We start from the raw sequence: 19,111 nt of genomic DNA, 5'->3' as shown, positions 1-19,111 counted from the left end.
AAGTTCCTGCCGATCCAACACACGGCAGGAACGATTGTTTTAAAAACTAACTGTAAGTGCTGTGACAGCCGTCAAACTATTTTTCACCAACTCATTTGTCCGATCAAGGAAAATAGCATCTTTATTGGTGAGATTACGTAGTTCCGTGCGCCAAAGGACATTGGGAAGAATTGCATAATCTGCATTTAAAGAATAGCCAAACGTTTGAAAACCTTGATCTGTCGTAGTCGAAACGATTACACCATGCTTATCGTTGTAATATTCTCCTCTTGCTGTTAAGCTAAATTTTTCGGTCGTCGCATATCGTGCAATTAACACAGGCGTGTACCATACATTGTACGTTGAGCTGCCTTTTGCTTTTTGTTCCGCTCCAATATCAAATCCGAATGTAATTCCCAGCTTTTCATTCATTTGATAAATGGCATATAGATTATGAAAATAGCGCATCTGTCTGACGCTATCCGCTTTATCACTGCCGATAAAAGAACCACTATTGATAGTCCATTTAGCTGTCGGTTTATAGACTAATTGATGTCCAAATGCAGGTAAACTGCTAGCATCCACACGTTGAATCCGCTGCCATCCGTTTAAAATAAGCCCGCTTAAAAATAGTTTTCCCGATGCGGATGTATAGGATATTTTTGCGCCGGTTTCAAAATAAGGGGAATTATCAGCAAAAATACTCCTTGTTACAGTCCAATTATCCTTTCCTATAGCGCTTTCAAAGCCCAAATGGGAAGAAAATATTCCAGCATCGATCCATAAATTATGTTTTTTCGAGATACGAACACCGGCATTCGCTTCGTAAATATTTTTTAAGACACCGGGTTCCGCACTGTAGTTCGCATTCATATATGTACCGACACCTAAAGCAAGATTTGCACGGGTATTTGTTGTTTCGTACGCAGCTTTTAAAAGTGCCAAGTTTATGTTTACTTCATTTGTTCTGTTGTGACTATATACAAAGCCTGGGCGTGTATTTCCAATTGGGTTGTTAAAGTCCCGAAGGTAATATGCTTCAAGGTAACCACTGATAGACAATTGGGTATTTTGAGTTGTATCTTGCTGTGCAAATAATTGTGTTGCTCCTGCGAGTAAACAGGCCAACATCGCTAGTTTTTTCATGTATATCGTTCTTGTAAAGTGTAAATCAATGACCCATCAGGTCAATTTTATTTTTCGACCATCTTGTCCACAGCAATATTTAGTTCAAGGACATTGATTTTGCGAGGTCCAAACATATTCCATAGAGGGGTCTGAACGTGAGCATCAACGAGAGACTGTAAGCTATTTACCGATATACCTCTTGCTTTCGCAACACGATCGATTTGTATTTTTGCGGCCTCTACCGAGATATCTGGATCCAAACCACTGCCACTGGCTGTAACAATGTCTACCGGTACCTGTTCGCGTTTTACGGTGGGATTGTGGACTAAGAACGTATCAATACGGGCCTTAACTTCCGAAAGATATTCCCCATTAGAGGGTCCTTTGTTACTTCCTCCCGATCCTGCTGCATTATAACCAACAGCGGAAGGACGCGACCAGAAGTAATCATCACGCGTAAAGGCCTGTCCAATATTTCTGTAATACTTTTGCCCGTTGTACGCTAGCATTTCCCCTTTTCCATGATTAGGTGCTATCTGAGCTATTGCCCAAACAAGGGCCGGATATACAACTGACAGCAGGAGCAATAAAACTATTGTAATCTTTATTGCTGGATATATATGTGTTTTCATCTTTGTTTTAATTATTAAAAATGTATTAGATAAATAGCGAAACCAGCAGGTCTATGACCTTGATACCAATAAATGGAACGAGAACTCCACCAAGTCCAAAAACGAGCAGGTTTCTCCGTAATAATGCGCTTGCGCCTATAGGTTTGTATGCGACTCCCTTTAATGCCAAAGGAATCAGTAATGGGATAATAATTGCGTTGAAGATGACAGCCGATAGTATGGCGCTTTGTGGACTACTGAGCTGCATAATATTTAAACCTTGAAGTGCCGGTATTGCCGCAATAAACAGGGCCGGAATAATCGCAAAATATTTGGCAACATCGTTTGCAATACTGAATGTTGTCAGCGTACCCCGGGTCATCAACAATTGCTTACCTATCTCCACAACCTCGATCAATTTGGTCGGATCATTGTCGAGATCGACCATATTTCCAGCCTCTTTTGCAGCTTGCGTACCGCTATTCATTGCTACACCAACATCCGCTTGTGCAAGTGCCGGAGCATCGTTTGTACCATCCCCCATCATGGCGACCAATCGCCCGTCAAGCTGTTCTTTTTTGATATAGTTCATCTTGTCTTCGGGTTTCGCTTCGGCGATGAAATCATCCACCCCCGCTTTTTCGGCAATATATTTGGCCGTTAACGGATTGTCTCCTGTCACCATAACAGTCTTAATACCCATTTTTCGCAACCTTTCAAAGCGTTCATGAATCCCGGGTTTTATCACATCCTGCAATTCTATGACACCGAGTACTTGTTCATTCTCGGCTACGACCAATGGGGTCCCCCCATTTTGAGAGATAAGCTTTACGCGCTCATCTATTTCCTGAGGAAATAGATTTCCAGCCTTTACAATGATATTTCGAATAGCATCTGTTGCACCTTTACGAATACGTGTCTGTTCAAAGTCTATTCCCGAGCTACGGGTTTCGGCGGTAAACTTAATGAATGCCGGGTTTTCGACCTTATAGCTCGATGGGTTGACACCAGCCAATTCGACAATTGATTTCCCTTCTGGTGTTTCATCCGCCATGGAGCTCAATGTTGCTGCACGTACCAGCGCTTCTTTCATGACACCATCGGCAGGGTAAAAATTTGTCGCCTTACGATTTCCGATCGTAATGGTTCCAGTTTTATCAAGCAACAAGACATCAATGTCACCAGCCGTTTCAACTGCCTTGCCACTTTTTGTAATAACATTCGCTCGAAGTGCGCGATCCATTCCCGCGATACCAATCGCCGATAAAAGACCACCTATTGTCGTTGGAATCAGACAGACAAAAAGTGAAATAAACGAAGCAATGGTGATACCGACATTGGCATAATCCGCAAATGGTTTTAAGGTCACCGTTACGATAATAAAAACAAGTGTAAAACCTGCCAAAAGGATGGTTAAGGCAATCTCGTTAGGTGTTTTTTGGCGGCTTGCGCCTTCGACCAATGCGATCATCTTATCCAGAAAGCTTTCACCCGGTTCTGTCGTTACCTGCACGACAATTCGATCGGATAAAACCTTGGTGCCACCTGTAACTGAACTTTTATCGCCCCCAGCCTCGCGGATCACCGGTGCTGATTCACCGGTAATTGCACTTTCATCTATTGTCGCCAACCCCTCGATAATTTCCCCATCCAATGGAATTACATCACCAGCCTGACAAACAAAAACATCATTTTTTTTCAATTGAGCGGATGAAACGACCCGACCATCGCGCAGGGTTGCAGGAGTTTCCTCCCGAGTTTTCCGAAGACTATCTGCTTGCGCCTTCCCGCGGGCTTCGGCAATTGCCTCCGCAAAATTGCCAAACAGCAAGGTTAAAAATAGAATAAGAAATACCGTAAAATTATAACCGAGTGTACCCTGTGACTTTTCTCCGGTCATTATCCAAAGACAAACCACGGCCATAATCAACGTCCCGATTTCCACGGTAAACATCACTGGATTACGGAACATTATTTTAGGATTTAGCTTCACGAAAGATTGCTTTAACGCTTGTTGTACAAGCTCTTTCTGAAACAATGTTTGTTGATTGCTCATTTTTAGAATTCTTTAATTTTTACGTATTACATGGAAAAATATTCCGCAATTGGACCCAATGCCAACGCAGGGAAGAAAGAGAGTGCTGCAATAATCGCGATTACAGCGAATACCATTAAACCGAATGTACTTGTATCAGTTTTTAGCGTTCCCTCGCTTTCAGGTATAAATTTCTTCTCAGCCAATAACCCCGCAATAGCAATTGGGCCTATAATCGGTATAAATCGGCCGAGTAACAATACGATACCTGTCGAAATGTTCCACCAAATGGTATTATCTCCAAGACCTTCAAAACCACTTCCATTGTTAGCTGCGGATGAAGTATATTCGTACAATATTTCACTAAAACCATGGAATCCAGGGTTGTTCAATGTAGAAGCACCTTGGGCTGGAAACGCTGTCGCAAGTGCTGTACCGACAAGGATTAGAAAAGGATGGGCAAGAGCAACAATCATGGCGATTTTCATTTCGCGCGCTTCAACTTTCTTACCCATAAACTCTGGTGTGCGCCCCACCATCAAGCCACTAATGAAAACGGCGAGTATAATAAAAATGAAGAAATTGAGTATCCCCGCGCCCACACCGCCATAAAAAGCATTCACCATCATGGCTATCAGTTCGTTCATACCAGATAAGGGCATGTAACTATCATGCATAGAATTGACAGAACCCGTCGAAATCATCGTTGTGACAATACTCCAAAAACCGGATGCTGCGGCACCAATGCGTACTTCCTTTCCCTCCATAGCACCCATAGACGTATCAATACCCATCTGTGCGATCGCTGGATTTCCAGCCATTTCCATTTTTATATTTGGAATCGTCAGGATGATAAACCCAATGGTCATCACGCCAAACATCATCCATGAAAATTTACGCTTGCGAATAAAAAAGCCGAATGCAAATATCATCGCCATCGGGATAATAAACTGGGCAATCATTTCCACCATGTTGGTCAAATAATTGGGATTTTCGAATGGATGCGCACTGTTCGCACCAAAAAAACCACCTCCATTTGTTCCCAGATGTTTAATTGGGACAAAGGCAGCTACTGGTCCTCGACTTACCTGTACGGTATCGCCAGCGACAGTAATCATCCTGTCCTTACCTTCGAAAGTCATCGGCATGCCTTGGAACACGAAAATGGCAGCAACCAGGACCGAGATAGGGAGTAAAATGCGGGTGCAAGATTTCACAAAGAAATAGTAAAAATTGCCCAATTGCGTTGTTGTTTTATCCCTAAAAGCTTTAAAAATAACCACTGCAGCAGCCATTCCCACGCCTGCAGTCACGAATTGAAGAAACATGAGCCAAATTTGTCCCAGATAACTCACGCCCGACTCCCCAGAATAGTGTTGGAGATTACAGTTAACCAAAAAGGATATACTGGTATTAAAAGCCAAATCAGCAGTCATTCCAGGATTTCCATCTGGATTTAAAGGCAAACTTCCCATATTCATCAGGATAGCCATACTCAACAGGAACCACACTAGATTAATTGTCAGAAGAGCAACGAGGTGCTGTTGCCAAGTCATCTGAACATTCGGATTAATTCCTGTCACTCGATAAAAAAAACGTTCCAATGGTTGAAACAATGGATCTAACCAGGTCTTTTCGTTACCATATACCTTAGCTATATATTTCCCGAGGGGAAGTCCGAGTAGTAATGTTACGATGAACATCACTATGATTCCAAGAATCTCTGTATTCATTTCTTTAATTGATTTGTATAAAAAGTGTATCATGATCAATCGTCAGCTAATTTTAAGCCCTTCTTTTGACTTCGTAATGCCAAAAGGACTGACTGAAAGCGCAGTTTCATCGCTGACAATGACGAATGAGTAATCTTGTTATTAAAATTTTTCCGGCCTTAAGAGTACATAACAGATGTATGTAAAAACCAGTAGTGCTACAATAAATAAAGCTGTCATTTACTTTGATATTAGAAGATTATGGATTTGTTGTCCTTTGAGGACCTCTAAAAATGGTGTTGGTAGCTGGGCTTCGATTTCTGCCCATGCATTGACCGAACTTATACGTCGAAGGCCTCCTAAAGATCTAACAAAAAGATTTTCCAAAATGTATTTTACATAATTGTTTCCTCGTCCATAAATCATTCCGAGGAAATGAATATGCTGGCAAATTTTGTCCGTGCTTTGCAGTACTATTAAGCTCCGAAGATGATTAATAACGGCCTGTAAAGCTCCTGCAAAATTGTGCTTCCGTAATAGGAAACTAATCTCTGATCGGATTTCTTTATAATGGAGCGCCATATACAAACCTGCACCGTATTGATTTAATTTTTTCATGTTATACGTAAAACTATGCTTCAAAATCTAACCTATATAGAGTTGAAAAATCATTGCAATAATCAATACCACTACGATGAACTTCGCTATACGGTCGCCCGACACATTATGAGCGGAACCTCTGCCTTTATTTTCTTGCTTCTCTTTCATATTATTTATTTTATATTTTGCCGAAAAAGTCGACCATTTTATAGAATAACCAGAAGAAAAATAGTCCAGTTATGATGAGTATGATTGTTATTACCATTGTTAAACTTTATTAGTGACTTGCGATTTCATTTTTTAAACTTGAATTTAATGCTAGTAGCTTTGCCGATTGTCCCCTCGGTGGACTCTTATCACATACTTTTCTTTTCCGTCCTGTTTTCATATTTACATTCATTTGTCCCAATAAGCCAAATCCTGTTCCACTGCGCCAAAAAACATCATAAAACACTACTAATCAGATGATATAAAAAAATAAGTCACAAAATAGAATTGGAGAATCCTATCATTTTGATAAGGTTATTTTATCAAAATGAGAATGACTATGCTGAAAATGTGATCAAAACATTATAATGTGTACCTTGTCATCTATGCTTGAAAGGTGACCAAAAAAGTATAGACGGCTTGAGCCGATTTATCTTTTAAAATGATGGGCCAGCACATTTTAGAACTTCATGAATGAATGGGAGAATATGTGAACCTCCGGATGGGTATTAGCAGAAGCACTATGTAACAAATTTGCAAAGGAATATGAAATTGTCTCCAAAAGTTCACATTAAAAATTATTTTAGGGAATACATATTAGTTGGGAAACGTATTAAAGAGACACTTATACAAATAAAAACAATGATAAACTTAAACTTTTTCAAAAAAATCACCCTATGGGCCTTTCTGGGCTGTATTTTACTCTCCTGTCAAAATGAAAAAAGCAATTCCAATACATTGACAGAAGAAGAGCAAAGTAACGGCTGGCAACTTTTATTTGATGGTACCACGCTCAACAATTGGCATACGTACAATAATAGCAAAAATGCGCCTACGGCCTGGATTGTAAAAAATGGAACAATTTACTGTGACCCCAACAGTGAAAGCCAAAAATACGACTTGGTATCGGACAAAGAGTATAAAAATTATGAGTTTAAGTTTGAATGGAAGCTGGAAAAAGAGGGAAATAGTGGCGTTTTTGTCAACGTACAGGAAAGACCCGATATTAATGCGACCTACCATTCTGGGCCGGAGTACCAACTGTTGGCAGATTCCCATCCTGATTTTGATAAACCGCTAAAGCGTTCGGGCTGTCTTTATACATTTCTACCGCAACAAAACTTTGTGAACATTAAAACGCAAGATGATTGGAATGAATCCAGTATCATTCAGAAAGATGGAAAAATAACATTCTTCCTAAATGGTAAAATCACTGCTGAAATGGATTTTAATTCAGCTAAATGGAAAGATTTAGTAAAGCATAGCAATTTCAAAGATTATCCGGAGTTTGGTAAGCATATCAATGGGAAATTAGCACTGCAGGATTGGTCGAGAGGCGTATCGTTTAGAAATCTAAAAATAAAGCTTTTATAAAAAAAGTTCTTCACATATGCGAAGGACTTGGACGCTAAAACAAAAAATTGTTTTAGCGTCTCGATAATAAAAAATATCGCAAGAAGTATTCATTATAAAAGGAGATAATGCTTGGGAAACAGCATCAAGATGAGCTGCAAACTACCTCCATTCAATTCTTGTATCTATCCAAAAACAATCCCTATTCCGCCGAAATAGATCTTCTGGTCTTTGGTGATTGTAGATGAGTTCTTCCAACGCATTAAAATTATAGCGAAACATATCTTCATCCTTTGACTGAATAGGGCGCAAAATTGAATCTTCATCATCGATAAAAATATCGGATTCGAAAATATTGATTTGATGCGTATTCACCCAAGCAATTGCCATTTCCTTACTCATTCGTTCCAATGCTTTGGTCGTTTCCTGATATTGTTTCATTTCCCAGGGAAGATCTTCCGGATAATGAGAAGCAATATAGTCTTGGTACGCTTTTATATCACCTTCACGGAGACATTCATTGCGAAGCAATAGTCTTGTCGTGTCCCGAGCAAAGCTAATATACTCTGGCCGCATAAATAGGCCGTACCTTTTACTATACAATTCTATTTTTTCTGCTAGTTCTTGCCTCATAATTTGATTATCAAGCAAAAATCATCCCAACCTACTCTTTTATAAGGAGTTTTGATTAAAAAAGTGCGTTTCAAACGACGTTGAACATTTTAGTCAAGCAAATTGAGCTCACCTATATAATTTATTTAAATCTTCCCTAACATAAATAGCATTTCCTGTGGCTTTTTAGAATATTTTTAAACCGATAATTCCAGCGACGATCAATGTTGCTGAAAGGAGCCTAAATATATTGGCAGAATCTCCGAAAAAAAAGATTCCAACAATCAATGTTCCCACAGCTCCCAAACCTGTCCATACGGCATAAGCTGTACCGATAGGAATTGCCTTTTGAGCGTAAAACAATAATCCTCCACTAATGCTCATAGAAACAATAGCCAATATGATCCAACCCAATTTATTTGAATCTGGCTGTTGAGCCATTTTTAATCCGAGCGGCCAGCCAATTTCAAAAATGCCAGCGATGATCAATGCAATCCAATTCATTTTCAATAGTTTAAATTTCTACAGCAAAGATAATCGCTAAATGAGGGGCATTTTTTGACTTATATCAAAATCGTACCTTATCGCCGGATCCGACTTAGTGTTTCTTGTGTAATCCCCAAATATGATGCAATATGACCGAGATTAATTCTATTTAACAAATTGGGCTGTAAGCGTATGAGCGATTGATATCGTTCTACTGCAGATTCGGTATGCAGCGACATAATCCGTTCTTCAAGAATAATACAAACCTCCTCGGCAATCTTCCGACCGATAAGATTTAGTTCAGGATAAATTCTATACAATTCATTCAAATCGTCTACAGAAATAGCATAGATCTCGGAATCTTCAAGAAGCTGAATATTTTCAAAAGAGGGTTTTTCAGTATAAACGGGTAAAATCGATCCAAAAATCTGGTTTTCCTCACCAAACCAGCTGTTCATTTCACGTCCGTTTTTAAAAAAATAAGCTCGTAGTAATCCTGTACTTAAAACAAAATAGCTTGATAAATGCTGCCCTTCTCTCAAAAAATGCTCGCCCTTTTTCTTAAAGAAATAACGCGTTCTATTTTCTACCGCTTTCTCAATTGCTTCATTGAGATAGCCATATTTTTTGAACTGTTCAATTAGGGGATTCATTCTATTATAGATTAAAATCATTCATAGTTCATCGTGTTATCTGCTGGATTATACTTTAGAAGTTCTGTATATGCATCGCCTTCAATTCCCAATAGCTGACAAAATGCAGGCTCAGTTTTTATCCCACTCCTCTTGAGCTGTCTGACCTGTTCAGCGAATTCTCCACCCCTCAATTGAATAATTTCATGCTCTTTAAGCATATGTAAGTATCCATTCTGAATTTCAGTTGCTTCATCCGTTGCATAAATTTCAAAAAGCTGCTCTTCAATCGTGAAACGGCAGACGATTACGCGATCGGCCGGCCGCCGTAACCGAAAATGTGCATGCTTCGAAAAATTAAGAGACAGCATTTCTTCAAGAGCATCAAAATCGTCGACACACAGAATAATGTCTATATCACTCCCACCCACATCCAGCTGAATCGGTATCGTACCAACTACAATCGGATCATAAGCATCAAGAAGGGTAGTAATGTGATAATCAGTCAATAACCGATAGGCTTTTTTCTGCACGTCGTTTCCAGACTTCAAATAATCTATGTTTTTAAAATTTATGGTCATAAGTAACGATAAAATCCAATCCGGTTAAATAGGTTTGAATATACTAAACAACAAAAGAAAAAACGTAAACATAATCAAAATTAAAAAATAGCCGCAAACAAGATTGGACTGAATTATCAACAGTAAAAAACGGTTTATACCTACGACAGTGGAAACCGTTAAATAATATTTACTTAACACAAAATCAACACTACTCTCCTACCTTTATCGCGGTTTAAAAATCACCTAGTCATTTAAACAGCTACAAAACAAATGAGAAAACATTTGATTACCAGTATTTTGCTAAGCACAATCGGTACCTCACTTACCTATGCGCAAAATGAAACCACCTCTGCTCTGAATGGAACCGTCAGAGCGGGAAATTCGCCAATCAATGGGGCGACAATCGAAGCCATACATTTGCCCTCCGGGACAAAGTACGTTACTTCATCACGAAGTGACGGTCGCTATAATCTCCCCAATATGAGAATCGGTGGTCCTTATCAAATCACGGTAACTTATCTTGGGCATTCACCCAATATCAAGCAGATCGAGAAACTGGCTTTGGGACAAAGCTCAACATTAGATATTCAGATGCAGTCCGCATCGCAGGTATTGGATGAAGCTGTCGTTGTAGGTACGAGACAGGGCAAAGTCTTCAACTCCGGCCGAACAGGTGCTGCACAAAACATTTCCCGCACAGCGATTCAAAATCTACCTACACTCAATCGAAGCTTTACAGACTTTGTCAAACTGACCCCTCAATTTTCGATGCAGTACGGTAATCCTTCTTTTGCAGGAAGAAGCAACCTTGCCAATAACTTTACCATCGATGGCGCGCTATTTAACAACGCGTTTGGACTACAGGGAACCATCGGAAGCCAAACAAACTCGCAACCTATCAATATGGATGCCTTTGAGGAGATTTCAGTAAACATTGCTCCTTATGACGTAAGACAAAATGGTTTTACCGGTGCTGCAATCAATGCCGTAACAAGAAGTGGTACCAACGAAGTACAAGGTTCGTTAAATTATTATTTCAGAAATCAGAATTTAGTCAACAAATACAATTCGGCCGGACTAAGAGCACCAGTCAACAACTTCAGCTTAAAAGGCTATGGTTTTACCGTGGGGGGACCAATTATCAAAAACAAGCTATTCTTTTTTGCAAGCGGCGAGCTTGAGCGAAGAACAGACCCAGGAACAAATTTTATAGCTTCACGCGGAGGAAATACGGGGCCGAATGTTTCAACCGTATCTGCGGAGAAACTTGATGAGCTAGCCAACTACCTTAAATCGATCGGGTATAATCCTGGATCTTATCAAGATTATCCTTTGGATACACGCAGTGACAAATTTTCCGTTAAATTAGATTACAATATCGATCAAAAAAATACCTTAAGCGCTAAATATTTCTACTTTCGTTCCTATCGCGACATCTTACCGTCCAATAGCGGCGCGCCCAAAAATAATCGGCAACCGTCCAACCTTGGCCTACCTTTCAGCTCAGCAGGCTACGGTATAAACAACAACATGGACAATGTGAATTTAGAATTACGTACGCGTATCAGTAGCAAATATTCTAATTCATTGACCGTAGGCTACAATGTCATGAACGACTATAGAGAGTCGAAAGGTGGCCAACCATTTCCTTTGGTAGACATCATGAACCCCGACGGTAGTAGCATGACAGCATTTGGTTACGAACCATTTACAGCATTTAATAGCTTAAAGACGAAGGTATTTCAAGCAACCAACAACTTTAATATTTATGCCGGAAAGCATGAGATTACCTTGGGAGCCAATTTTGAAAATTACAAAACCACCAATGGATTTGCACCGAACTATTATGGATCCTATACATTTGCCAGTTTAGATGACTTCTACAACTCTGCAAAAAATAATGTTTCTAACGCAACCAAATACCAAATCCAATATTCTGTTTCACCTGATGGGTCATTTCCTTATGCAGAAATTTCAGCACGTATGTTTGGTCTATATGCACAGGATGCCTATGCTGTAAATGATCATTTTAAATTGACTGCTGGATTGAGAGCCGATTTGACTAACATATCATCCCCCAATGAACTGAAAAATGATAATGTAACCAAGTTGAATTTTGATCAAGGTGAAAAGATTGACGTCTCAAAATATCCAAAGAGTGCAATTCTTTGGTCGCCACGAATTGGATTTAATTGGAATGTCAATGGAACAAATCAAACGCAGGTACGTGGTGGATCGGGAATCTTTACGGGTCGTCCGCCATTAGTATGGATTTCTAATCAGGCCGGAAACAATGGTGTCATGTTTGGTTCTGAATCCATTAATAATCCTACAAACCGCCCATTTACACCTGATGTAGATGCTTATCGCAATGTAAACCACCAAACTGCAGCCAACAACTCGAGTTATAACTTGGCGGTAACGGATAATAAGTTCAAATTTATGCAGCTTTGGAGAACGAACCTTGCCGTTGACCAAAAATTACCGGGCGGTGTTATTGGAACTTTTGAAGCCATGTATTCAAAAGATATCAATTCGGTCTACTTCCGTAATGTCAATCTAAATACAACGGAAGGCGAAGCTTTGGTTGGTGCGGATAACCGTATGCGTTACAGTACTCCTCGTATTTATGGTGCTGCTAAACCTACTCCCGAAAACCCTAATATTTCGGACGCTATTGTCATGTCCAATACATCAAAAGGTTATAGTTATACCTTGACAGGAACATTGTCGAAAGAGTTCAAAGGTGGATTTTTTGCAAATATCGGTTATACCTATACAGATTCAAGATCTGTGAACGATGGAGGATCTATTGCGCAGTCAATGTGGCGCGATCGCTATGTGTCGGATAATCCAAATAGCGCTGACCTATCTTATTCAACTTATTTGGTTAAAAATAGATTTATTGCCAACTTCTCTTACCGTAAAGAATACCTGGATCATTTAGGAACGACATTCTCCTTATTTTATCAACTGCAGGACGGGCCTCGCTACTCTTATACTTATGGCGGTGACCTGAACAATGATGGTTTGTCGGGTAATGACTTGATCTACATTCCGAATAGTAAAGCTGAAATTGCACTTGTTGGCGACAATGCGCAAGACACTCGGACAGCTGATCAATTATGGTCTCAATTGAACGGATACATTAATCAGGACAATTACCTAAACGCGCACAGAGGCCAATACGCGAAACGTAACGGATTGGTAGGAAAAATGATCGGAACACTGGATATCCGCATCGCACAAGATGTATTTTTAAATACCAGCGGTAAGAAACATCAATTGCAGATTACTTTTGATGTATTTAATTTCGGTAATATGATCAACAAAAGCTGGGGAGTTGCCCAATTTGCCAACAAAGCAAACGGTATCTTAAATTACAAAGGATTGAATGCGCAGGGACAGCCAACATTCTCCTTCCCTTATTTAGATGCTACCAATCAGATTCCACTGACCAATACATTCTCAAATAGTGTGGATGAAACTTCACGCTGGAGAATTCAGCTGGGTGTACGTTACCGATTCAACCAATAAACAAAAAAAAACGTAAATTTGAACCCATCCTATAACAATGGATGGGTTTTTAGTTTAATAATCATGAAAAAACTAGCGCTTTCCATTTTTACATTTCTTGTGACCATGACCTGCCATGCCCAACATTTTGACCTTGTCCCGCTGGGAATATATGGTGGCGAACAAGAAGACAATCTTTCTGCTTATTTAGTAGGCACTCCAAGAGATACGGCCTTCCTTTGCCTCGATGCCGGAACCATAAATACGGGGATTAGAAAAGCTATTGTGTTGAAAAGTCTAAATGGATCGGTCGAAACAATTTTGCATAACCAAATAAAGGGATATTTCATTTCCCACGGACATCTCGATCATCTATCGGGTCTTATTATTAATTCTCCTGCCGATAGCAAAAAGAACATTTTCGCTATTGATCCGGTCCTTCAAATTCTACAAAATCACTATTTTATCACGGATACCTGGATCAATTTTGGGGATCAGGGCCAAAAACCCATACTAGGAAAGTATCATTACAACAGTTTACAGGAGGGGCTGGAAATGCAAGTACCAAATACAGCATTATCTTTGACGGCATATGAGCTGAGCCATGTAAATCCATATAAAAGCAGTGCAGCACTTGTCCGCCATGATAATCACTACCTCCTTTACCTCGGCGATACTGGCGCGGACCGGGTGGAAAAATCCGATCAGCTGGATAAGCTCTGGAATACGATTACCCCACTGATCAAAAATAAACAATTAAACAGCATATTGATTGAAGTCTCCTTCCCAAATAATCAGCCAGAAAATTTACTCTTCGGTCACCTAACCCCCAATTTGCTGCTAGAAGAACTCCTAAAGCTCAAAGAAAAAACGGGACTGAAAAACTTGGAAGGGCTAAGCATAGTGGTCACACACCGAAAACCAACTGGTGATAACCCTGAAATCATTAAAAACGAATTGCTCAAGAATAATCCACTTAAAATAAATTATGTTTTCCCCGAACAGGGCAAAAAGATAAGTTTAAACTAATGTAAAAAAGATGAAACCACTTTTGGTTTCATCTTTTTTACCTAGAACTCTTCAATTATATCTGCAATTGTCAAGCGTGATTTTGCGGTAATGGCAGGCTGATTTGCATCCTCCACATGTCGATAGCCAATAGCAACTGCAAACAACGTCTGATAACCCTCGAGTTCCAGTATTTCATCATAGACGGTATTTTCAATTCCTTCCATTGGGGTTGCGTCAATATGATTTGCAGCACAGGCTGCAAGGAAAAATCCCAAAGAAAGATATACCTGTTGCTTCATCCAGGATTGAACATGAACCTCCCCTTTCGACTGCAAAAATTGCTTATAGTAATTAATCGATCCCTCTGGAAGCGTGTTTGCGATTTGCTCTTCAAAGCGATCAACATCGGTAAGTGCGCTAAAGACAACCAGATGGCTTGCCTCATTTATCTTCTGTGCGTTCCAATAGGATGCGGCAGCGAGTTTTTGTTTCATCTCCCCAGAAGAGACAAAGAAGAACTTCCATGGCTGGCTATTGATGGAAGATGGACTCAATCGGATTATTTCCTTTAATTCAGCGATTTTCTCCTCCGGAATTAGCGCTTCTGAATTATACTTTTTCGTTGTGTAACGTTGCTTTGCAGTTTCTAAAAAAGCCATAACATACAAGATTAAATTAACTATATATTTTATAGTTGCAAACTTAAATATAGTGTTATATATTTGCAATAACGGTCAAACTTGATAGTAACAGATGTATTTGATAGACAACAAACAATACCCATGCAGTACCAGCCTGACTATGAAATACATAGGCGGAAAATGGAAAGCAGTAATTTTGATTCATCTAATTGAAAAAAAACGTTATAATGAATTAAGAAAAGAATGTACACTAATTACCGAGCGAACTTTGAGCTTACAATTAAAGGAACTTGAGGCTGATGGTTTAGTAAAGCGTACAGTACATACCGATAAAGCCCCTTTAAAAGTAGATTATGAACTTACACCATTCGGCAAGACGCTTATTCCGCTATTAGAATCTATTGCAGAATGGGGACGGGAAACGGCTAGTCGGACCGAACGTATTCAACAAATGTAGAGAAGGGACCGTCGACTTTTAAAACGATTATCCATCATAAAGGATCACTTCCTAGTGTCGGTTTATCTTATCGACAGCTATTATTTTAGCAAAATTTGGACAAAAAAATTTAAGAACGGTCCATTTGAATTTCTTTTAAGACAAGCATCGAACTAGGGACACGTTTAAAGACAACATTTACGGATCAGGAAGTTTTTGTAAAAACTTCCTGATGAATTAACAAAGTGCGACCACTGCCAGAAAACAGATCAATATGGCCATTAAAAAACCTCATCAACAAGTTCTTTATTAACCATTGCTCCAGCTAGGTTTCCTGCAGCAACAGCATTCGCCACCGAACGCATCATACTGGAATTATCTCCACAGGCAAAAACTCCTGCAAGTGAAGTTTTTTGAAAATTATCTATTTTGATATGTCCCTGTTCCGTTATTTCACAACCTAAGGCGGCAGGAATAGCCGAATGTTGCCTAAAAGGAATGGCAGCATAAACAGCATCGAAGGTAAGTTCACGACCGTCTTTTAATTCTACCTGTTGGACCCATCCATTCTTGTGCTGGATTTTACTTATTTCTTCTTCAATAATCGAAATACCGTGTAACTTTAGTTTTGCTTTCTGCTTAACATCAAAACTAGCCTTACCCGAAGTCAATAGCGTTAAGTCGTTCGAGAGATTATTGACCAATCCCGCTACATGAAGTGCACGCTCTCCATTGGCCATAATAGCAGTTTTTCCTTTTCGAAATTCATAACCGTGACAATATGGGCAATGGATAACCGAAATTCCCCAACAGGCTGAAAATCCTTGTATACTAGGCATAATATCTTCCACACCGGTCGCAAAAATGAGCTTTTTAGCGTGAAAGACGTCCCCATTTTCGGTGGTTATTTCATACCCTGTGGCTGTCTTCGTGCCGCTCACAGCAAGCCCTTTCTGGAACTTGACACTCGGGTAGTTCAGAACTTCCTCCCTCGCTTTTTTCGCTATACTAAGCGGCTTTTCACCATCATGCGTAATGAAATTATGAGAGTGCGGCGTCTGTCGATTACAAGGTAGCCCACTATCGATAATCAACACATTCCGTAAGGAACGTCCCAATGCCATCGCTGCAGAAAGCCCCGCATAACTTCCCCCAACAATAATTACCTCATAGCTTCTATCATCTTTCATAAATATATATATTTAAATATTAATCCTCTTCTGACAAATGATGAAGTAGAATGGAAAATTTTCCTCTACCTCCCTAATTTCCATTAATCCATAGGGATCAAATTCAGCATGAATGGAATCAACATCGTAAAAGAACATATGTACTCCACCAAACATTGCAAATCGATCAGTGTCTATGGCCTCCCCCTTTCCGTAAATGCTTGCTTGCTTTGATACGGCTGTAAAAATCATGTAACCTCCTTCAGCTAATTGGTCAAAGCAATGCTGGATTAACGCATTACGTTCATCAGCGTCCAATAGATGAATAAGCCCGTAACAAAATATACCGTCATATATATCCTGATCAAAAGGCATTTCATTAACCGAACCATGATGGATTATCGTATCGGTTCCAATGTATTTCCTTGCAAGCTCTATTGCTGTTTTTGAAATCTCAATTCCTGTAATTTTTATTCCGTTTTCCAAAAAAGGACGACCGTTGCGACCGTAGCCGAATCCAGGAATCAGTATATTTTTGATATTGTGTTCCAAAAAAAAGCCTACTGCTAACGTTGTAGACTTTGCGGCTTCATCCCCCCACATTTCTTGCTTCTCTATAAAATTACGTTCCCAAAATTCCATACTGCTGTTGCTTATATTGTTTAAAATTGAAATCGATCTTGTTTGCTATACCGATTCGGTACTACAGTGGATTAAAAGTCAACTCAGCGAAGATAGTATTTTTCACTATTGCAACTATGTAGCAAAAATATTAAATGCAATTAAATTGCAAATAAATTACAATGGGATGAATTATTGAAATCATGGTTATTTATCAGTATTGAAAACCTGGGCTATGCTTAAATATCTTTGCTGATGAAAATGAATATCATCACAAAAACAAAAACATGAAAACTATAAAGACATTTTTAGCAGCTTCATTATTTCCATTGCTTACGATACATGCCAGCGCACAAAAATTGGATAAGATGCTTTGGTTTAACGAACCAACAGAATGGAACATCAAAGACAATTCTCTGTCGATGTTTGTTACGCCTAAAAGCGATTATTGGCGTATCTCTCATTATGGATTTACAGTAGATGACGCCCCCTTTTTCTATACGCTACGCGGGGGAGAGTTTGAAGTCAAGGCAAAGATCTCGGCGAACTACCAAACCCGCTTTGACCAAGCAGGTCTCATGTTGCGCATTGATCAGGAGAATTATATAAAAGCAGGGATAGAATTTGTGGATGGAAAATACAATTTGAGTACAGTCGTTACGCATAAAACGAGTGATTGGAGCATTATTCCAATAGATAAGGAAATCCCTTCTATTTGGATCAAAGCAATACGTCGATTAGATGCTGTCGAATTTTTCTATTCTTTTGATGACAAGGAGTATATCATGATGAGGAATGCCTGGCTGCAGGATAATCACCCTGTTATGGTTGGTTTAATGGCAGCTTCACCAGACGGCAATGGCTTTCAGACGAAATTTGACTATTTTACGATCAAACACCTTGCAGATCAACGTCGAAGCAAATGGCTGAAAGAGAATAATTGAAACTAAAAAATATCGACGCCCGTCTTAGACAGCCCCATAGGCGGGCGTCATCTTAAGTCAGTATGTCCTGCTGCATTTTGTTAAACACACTCACTGCTTCATATGAATTTCGTACACGAAGCTTTTGGAGTATATTTTGCCGATGCCTGTTAACGGTATTAATGCTCAACCCTAATTTTTCGGCAATTCGTTTACTAATCATCCCCTCCTTGATGCAGCTTAAAATTTCTTTCTCTCGTGTACTAATCGAAGTTTTCGCACCATAGCCATCTAAGTGATGGACTACGCCTGTTACCTGATTGAGGATATAATTTCGAAGATTAATTGAAGTTTCAGTTTCTGGTAGTAAGGTATAACAGCATAAAGCCAGCTGGGGGAATTCCGGTCCTGGGGTGTCTAAGTAAAAAATTTGATGGAACAGCTGGATGATTTGCCCCTCTCTCCCTTCGACCCGAAGTATACTGTTTGCTTGATAATTGAATCGCTCCGCTAGATCCATTTTTTTGACCAAGTTGAGAAATTGAAGCTCCAAAGCATGCTTAATGGCCAAATCATCGGGGTAAACACGTTCGAGAAGAAAATCTTCCCAAATACCGTTTATTTCCAGCTTCTTTTCATCTGAAGGAAGGTAAAGTCGTTCTGCAATTGTCCCCATATAGGTATAACTCCAGTTCGCCGTCAGGTCACTCAGTACGACTATACCGTTATGAATGTCGGCAAAAGTTTTTGCGTAACTTTTATAGTGTTTTAGCACAGATAAATCGATGCTGCTATTTCGTAATCTACGCTCAGCAAAATTTCTATCTAATTTTTTTTTGATCTCCGATTTCATTTTATACTTAAAAGCTTCGTTTT

At 39.5% G+C, this 19,111-nt stretch carries 20 protein-coding genes and 1 pseudogene; 6 read left to right on the top strand and 15 right to left on the bottom strand.

The window, feature by feature from the left end; all coding sequences use genetic code 11:
* Positions 1 to 39 precede the first annotated feature (39 nt).
* The 7 genes from AAW12_RS15635 to AAW12_RS26740 all read right to left on the bottom strand — a co-directional run bounded on the left by AAW12_RS15635 (position 40) and on the right by AAW12_RS26740 (position 6,233).
* Positions 40 to 1,125 carry a porin gene (locus AAW12_RS15635; protein WP_046674572.1) on the bottom strand — a complete coding sequence of 362 codons (1,086 nt, stop codon included), beginning with the start codon at positions 1,123 to 1,125 and terminating at the stop codon, positions 40 to 42.
* Positions 1,126 to 1,172: 47 nt separating this feature from the next.
* On the bottom strand, positions 1,173 to 1,739 hold the full coding sequence (locus AAW12_RS15630) for a K(+)-transporting ATPase subunit C (protein ID WP_046674571.1): 567 nt from the start codon (positions 1,737 to 1,739) through the stop codon (positions 1,173 to 1,175).
* Between the two features lie 25 nt (positions 1,740 to 1,764).
* Positions 1,765 to 3,774, bottom strand: a complete 2,010-nt coding sequence (gene kdpB / locus AAW12_RS15625) for a potassium-transporting ATPase subunit KdpB (RefSeq protein WP_046674570.1) — start codon at positions 3,772 to 3,774, stop codon at positions 1,765 to 1,767.
* A gap of 26 nt (positions 3,775 to 3,800) precedes the next feature.
* Positions 3,801 to 5,486, bottom strand: a complete 1,686-nt coding sequence (gene kdpA, locus AAW12_RS15620) for a potassium-transporting ATPase subunit KdpA (RefSeq protein WP_046674569.1) — start codon at positions 5,484 to 5,486, stop codon at positions 3,801 to 3,803.
* 141 nt (positions 5,487 to 5,627) lie between these two features.
* Entirely contained in the window at positions 5,628 to 5,705 is a 78-nt protein-coding gene (locus tag AAW12_RS26835) for a potassium-transporting ATPase subunit F (protein ID WP_084823209.1), read from the bottom strand.
* The gene (locus tag AAW12_RS15615; protein ID WP_053003743.1) at positions 5,706 to 6,083 is read right to left on the bottom strand and encodes a hypothetical protein; all 378 of its coding nucleotides are present in this window, start codon (positions 6,081 to 6,083) and stop codon (positions 5,706 to 5,708) included.
* 27 nt (positions 6,084 to 6,110) lie between these two features.
* Entirely contained in the window at positions 6,111 to 6,233 is a 123-nt protein-coding gene (locus AAW12_RS26740) for a hypothetical protein (RefSeq protein WP_262506868.1), read from the bottom strand.
* 681 nt (positions 6,234 to 6,914) lie between these two features.
* Between AAW12_RS26740 and AAW12_RS15610 the strand changes: the two genes are divergently transcribed.
* Positions 6,915 to 7,646: a DUF1080 domain-containing protein gene (locus tag AAW12_RS15610; RefSeq protein ID WP_084823208.1), complete on the top strand. Its 732-nt coding sequence runs from the start codon at positions 6,915 to 6,917 to the stop codon at positions 7,644 to 7,646.
* A 141-nt stretch (positions 7,647 to 7,787) separates the two neighbouring features.
* On the opposite strand, the gene AAW12_RS15605 is transcribed toward AAW12_RS15610, so the two are convergent.
* The 4 genes from AAW12_RS15605 to AAW12_RS15590 form a co-directional block, all read right to left on the bottom strand.
* Entirely contained in the window at positions 7,788 to 8,258 is a 471-nt protein-coding gene (locus AAW12_RS15605) for a hypothetical protein (protein ID WP_046674568.1), read from the bottom strand.
* Between the two features lie 165 nt (positions 8,259 to 8,423).
* Positions 8,424 to 8,741 (bottom strand): DMT family transporter, encoded by a 318-nt coding sequence (locus AAW12_RS15600; protein WP_046674567.1) that lies wholly within the window; start codon positions 8,739 to 8,741, stop codon positions 8,424 to 8,426.
* 77 nt (positions 8,742 to 8,818) lie between these two features.
* The gene (locus tag AAW12_RS15595; RefSeq protein WP_046674566.1) at positions 8,819 to 9,376 is read right to left on the bottom strand and encodes a Crp/Fnr family transcriptional regulator; all 558 of its coding nucleotides are present in this window, start codon (positions 9,374 to 9,376) and stop codon (positions 8,819 to 8,821) included.
* A gap of 17 nt (positions 9,377 to 9,393) precedes the next feature.
* Complete coding sequence (locus AAW12_RS15590) at positions 9,394 to 9,906, bottom strand: DUF4269 domain-containing protein (protein ID WP_197084057.1); 513 nt, start codon at positions 9,904 to 9,906, stop codon at positions 9,394 to 9,396.
* A gap of 282 nt (positions 9,907 to 10,188) precedes the next feature.
* On the opposite strand from AAW12_RS15590, the gene AAW12_RS15585 reads away from it, so the two are divergent.
* Both AAW12_RS15585 and AAW12_RS15580 read left to right on the top strand, forming a co-directional pair.
* Positions 10,189 to 13,455 carry a carboxypeptidase regulatory-like domain-containing protein gene (locus AAW12_RS15585; RefSeq protein ID WP_046674564.1) on the top strand — a complete coding sequence of 1,089 codons (3,267 nt, stop codon included), beginning with the start codon at positions 10,189 to 10,191 and terminating at the stop codon, positions 13,453 to 13,455.
* Positions 13,456 to 13,518: 63 nt separating this feature from the next.
* Complete coding sequence (locus AAW12_RS15580; protein WP_046674563.1) at positions 13,519 to 14,463, top strand: MBL fold metallo-hydrolase; 945 nt, start codon at positions 13,519 to 13,521, stop codon at positions 14,461 to 14,463.
* 41 nt (positions 14,464 to 14,504) lie between these two features.
* Here the strand turns inward: AAW12_RS15580 and AAW12_RS15575 are convergent, their stop codons facing one another.
* Positions 14,505 to 15,104, bottom strand: coding sequence for a nitroreductase family protein (locus AAW12_RS15575; RefSeq protein ID WP_046674562.1), 600 nt, complete (start codon positions 15,102 to 15,104; stop codon positions 14,505 to 14,507).
* Positions 15,105 to 15,246: 142 nt separating this feature from the next.
* Here AAW12_RS15575 and AAW12_RS15570 point away from each other — a divergent pair, with 142 nt between their 5' ends.
* Together AAW12_RS15570 and AAW12_RS26830 are read left to right on the top strand one after the other, a co-directional pair.
* A complete protein-coding gene (locus AAW12_RS15570; protein WP_197084056.1) occupies positions 15,247 to 15,543 on the top strand; it encodes a winged helix-turn-helix transcriptional regulator in 297 nt (98 codons plus the stop codon).
* A 27-nt stretch (positions 15,544 to 15,570) separates the two neighbouring features.
* Positions 15,571 to 15,699: pseudogene (locus tag AAW12_RS26830) on the top strand (DUF418 domain-containing protein); the annotation flags it as partial.
* Between the two features lie 104 nt (positions 15,700 to 15,803).
* On the opposite strand, the gene AAW12_RS15565 reads toward AAW12_RS26830, so the two are convergent.
* Together AAW12_RS15565 and AAW12_RS15560 are read right to left on the bottom strand one after the other, a co-directional pair.
* Complete coding sequence (locus AAW12_RS15565; protein ID WP_046674560.1) at positions 15,804 to 16,712, bottom strand: NAD(P)/FAD-dependent oxidoreductase; 909 nt, start codon at positions 16,710 to 16,712, stop codon at positions 15,804 to 15,806.
* Between the two features lie 12 nt (positions 16,713 to 16,724).
* Positions 16,725 to 17,333, bottom strand: a complete 609-nt coding sequence (locus AAW12_RS15560) for a class I SAM-dependent methyltransferase (protein WP_046674559.1) — start codon at positions 17,331 to 17,333, stop codon at positions 16,725 to 16,727.
* Between the two features lie 266 nt (positions 17,334 to 17,599).
* Between AAW12_RS15560 and AAW12_RS15555 the strand changes: the two genes are divergently transcribed.
* Positions 17,600 to 18,256: a DUF1349 domain-containing protein gene (locus tag AAW12_RS15555; RefSeq protein WP_046674558.1), complete on the top strand. Its 657-nt coding sequence runs from the start codon at positions 17,600 to 17,602 to the stop codon at positions 18,254 to 18,256.
* Positions 18,257 to 18,308: 52 nt separating this feature from the next.
* On the opposite strand, the gene AAW12_RS15550 is transcribed toward AAW12_RS15555, so the two are convergent.
* The gene (locus tag AAW12_RS15550) at positions 18,309 to 19,088 is read right to left on the bottom strand and encodes a helix-turn-helix domain-containing protein (RefSeq protein ID WP_053003742.1); all 780 of its coding nucleotides are present in this window, start codon (positions 19,086 to 19,088) and stop codon (positions 18,309 to 18,311) included.
* Positions 19,089 to 19,111 lie beyond the last annotated feature (23 nt).

The organism is Sphingobacterium sp. Ag1 (genome assembly GCF_000988325.1).
Classification (GTDB): Bacteria; Bacteroidota; Bacteroidia; order Sphingobacteriales; family Sphingobacteriaceae; genus Sphingobacterium.
This window is presented reverse-complemented; position numbering and strand designations above follow the sequence as displayed.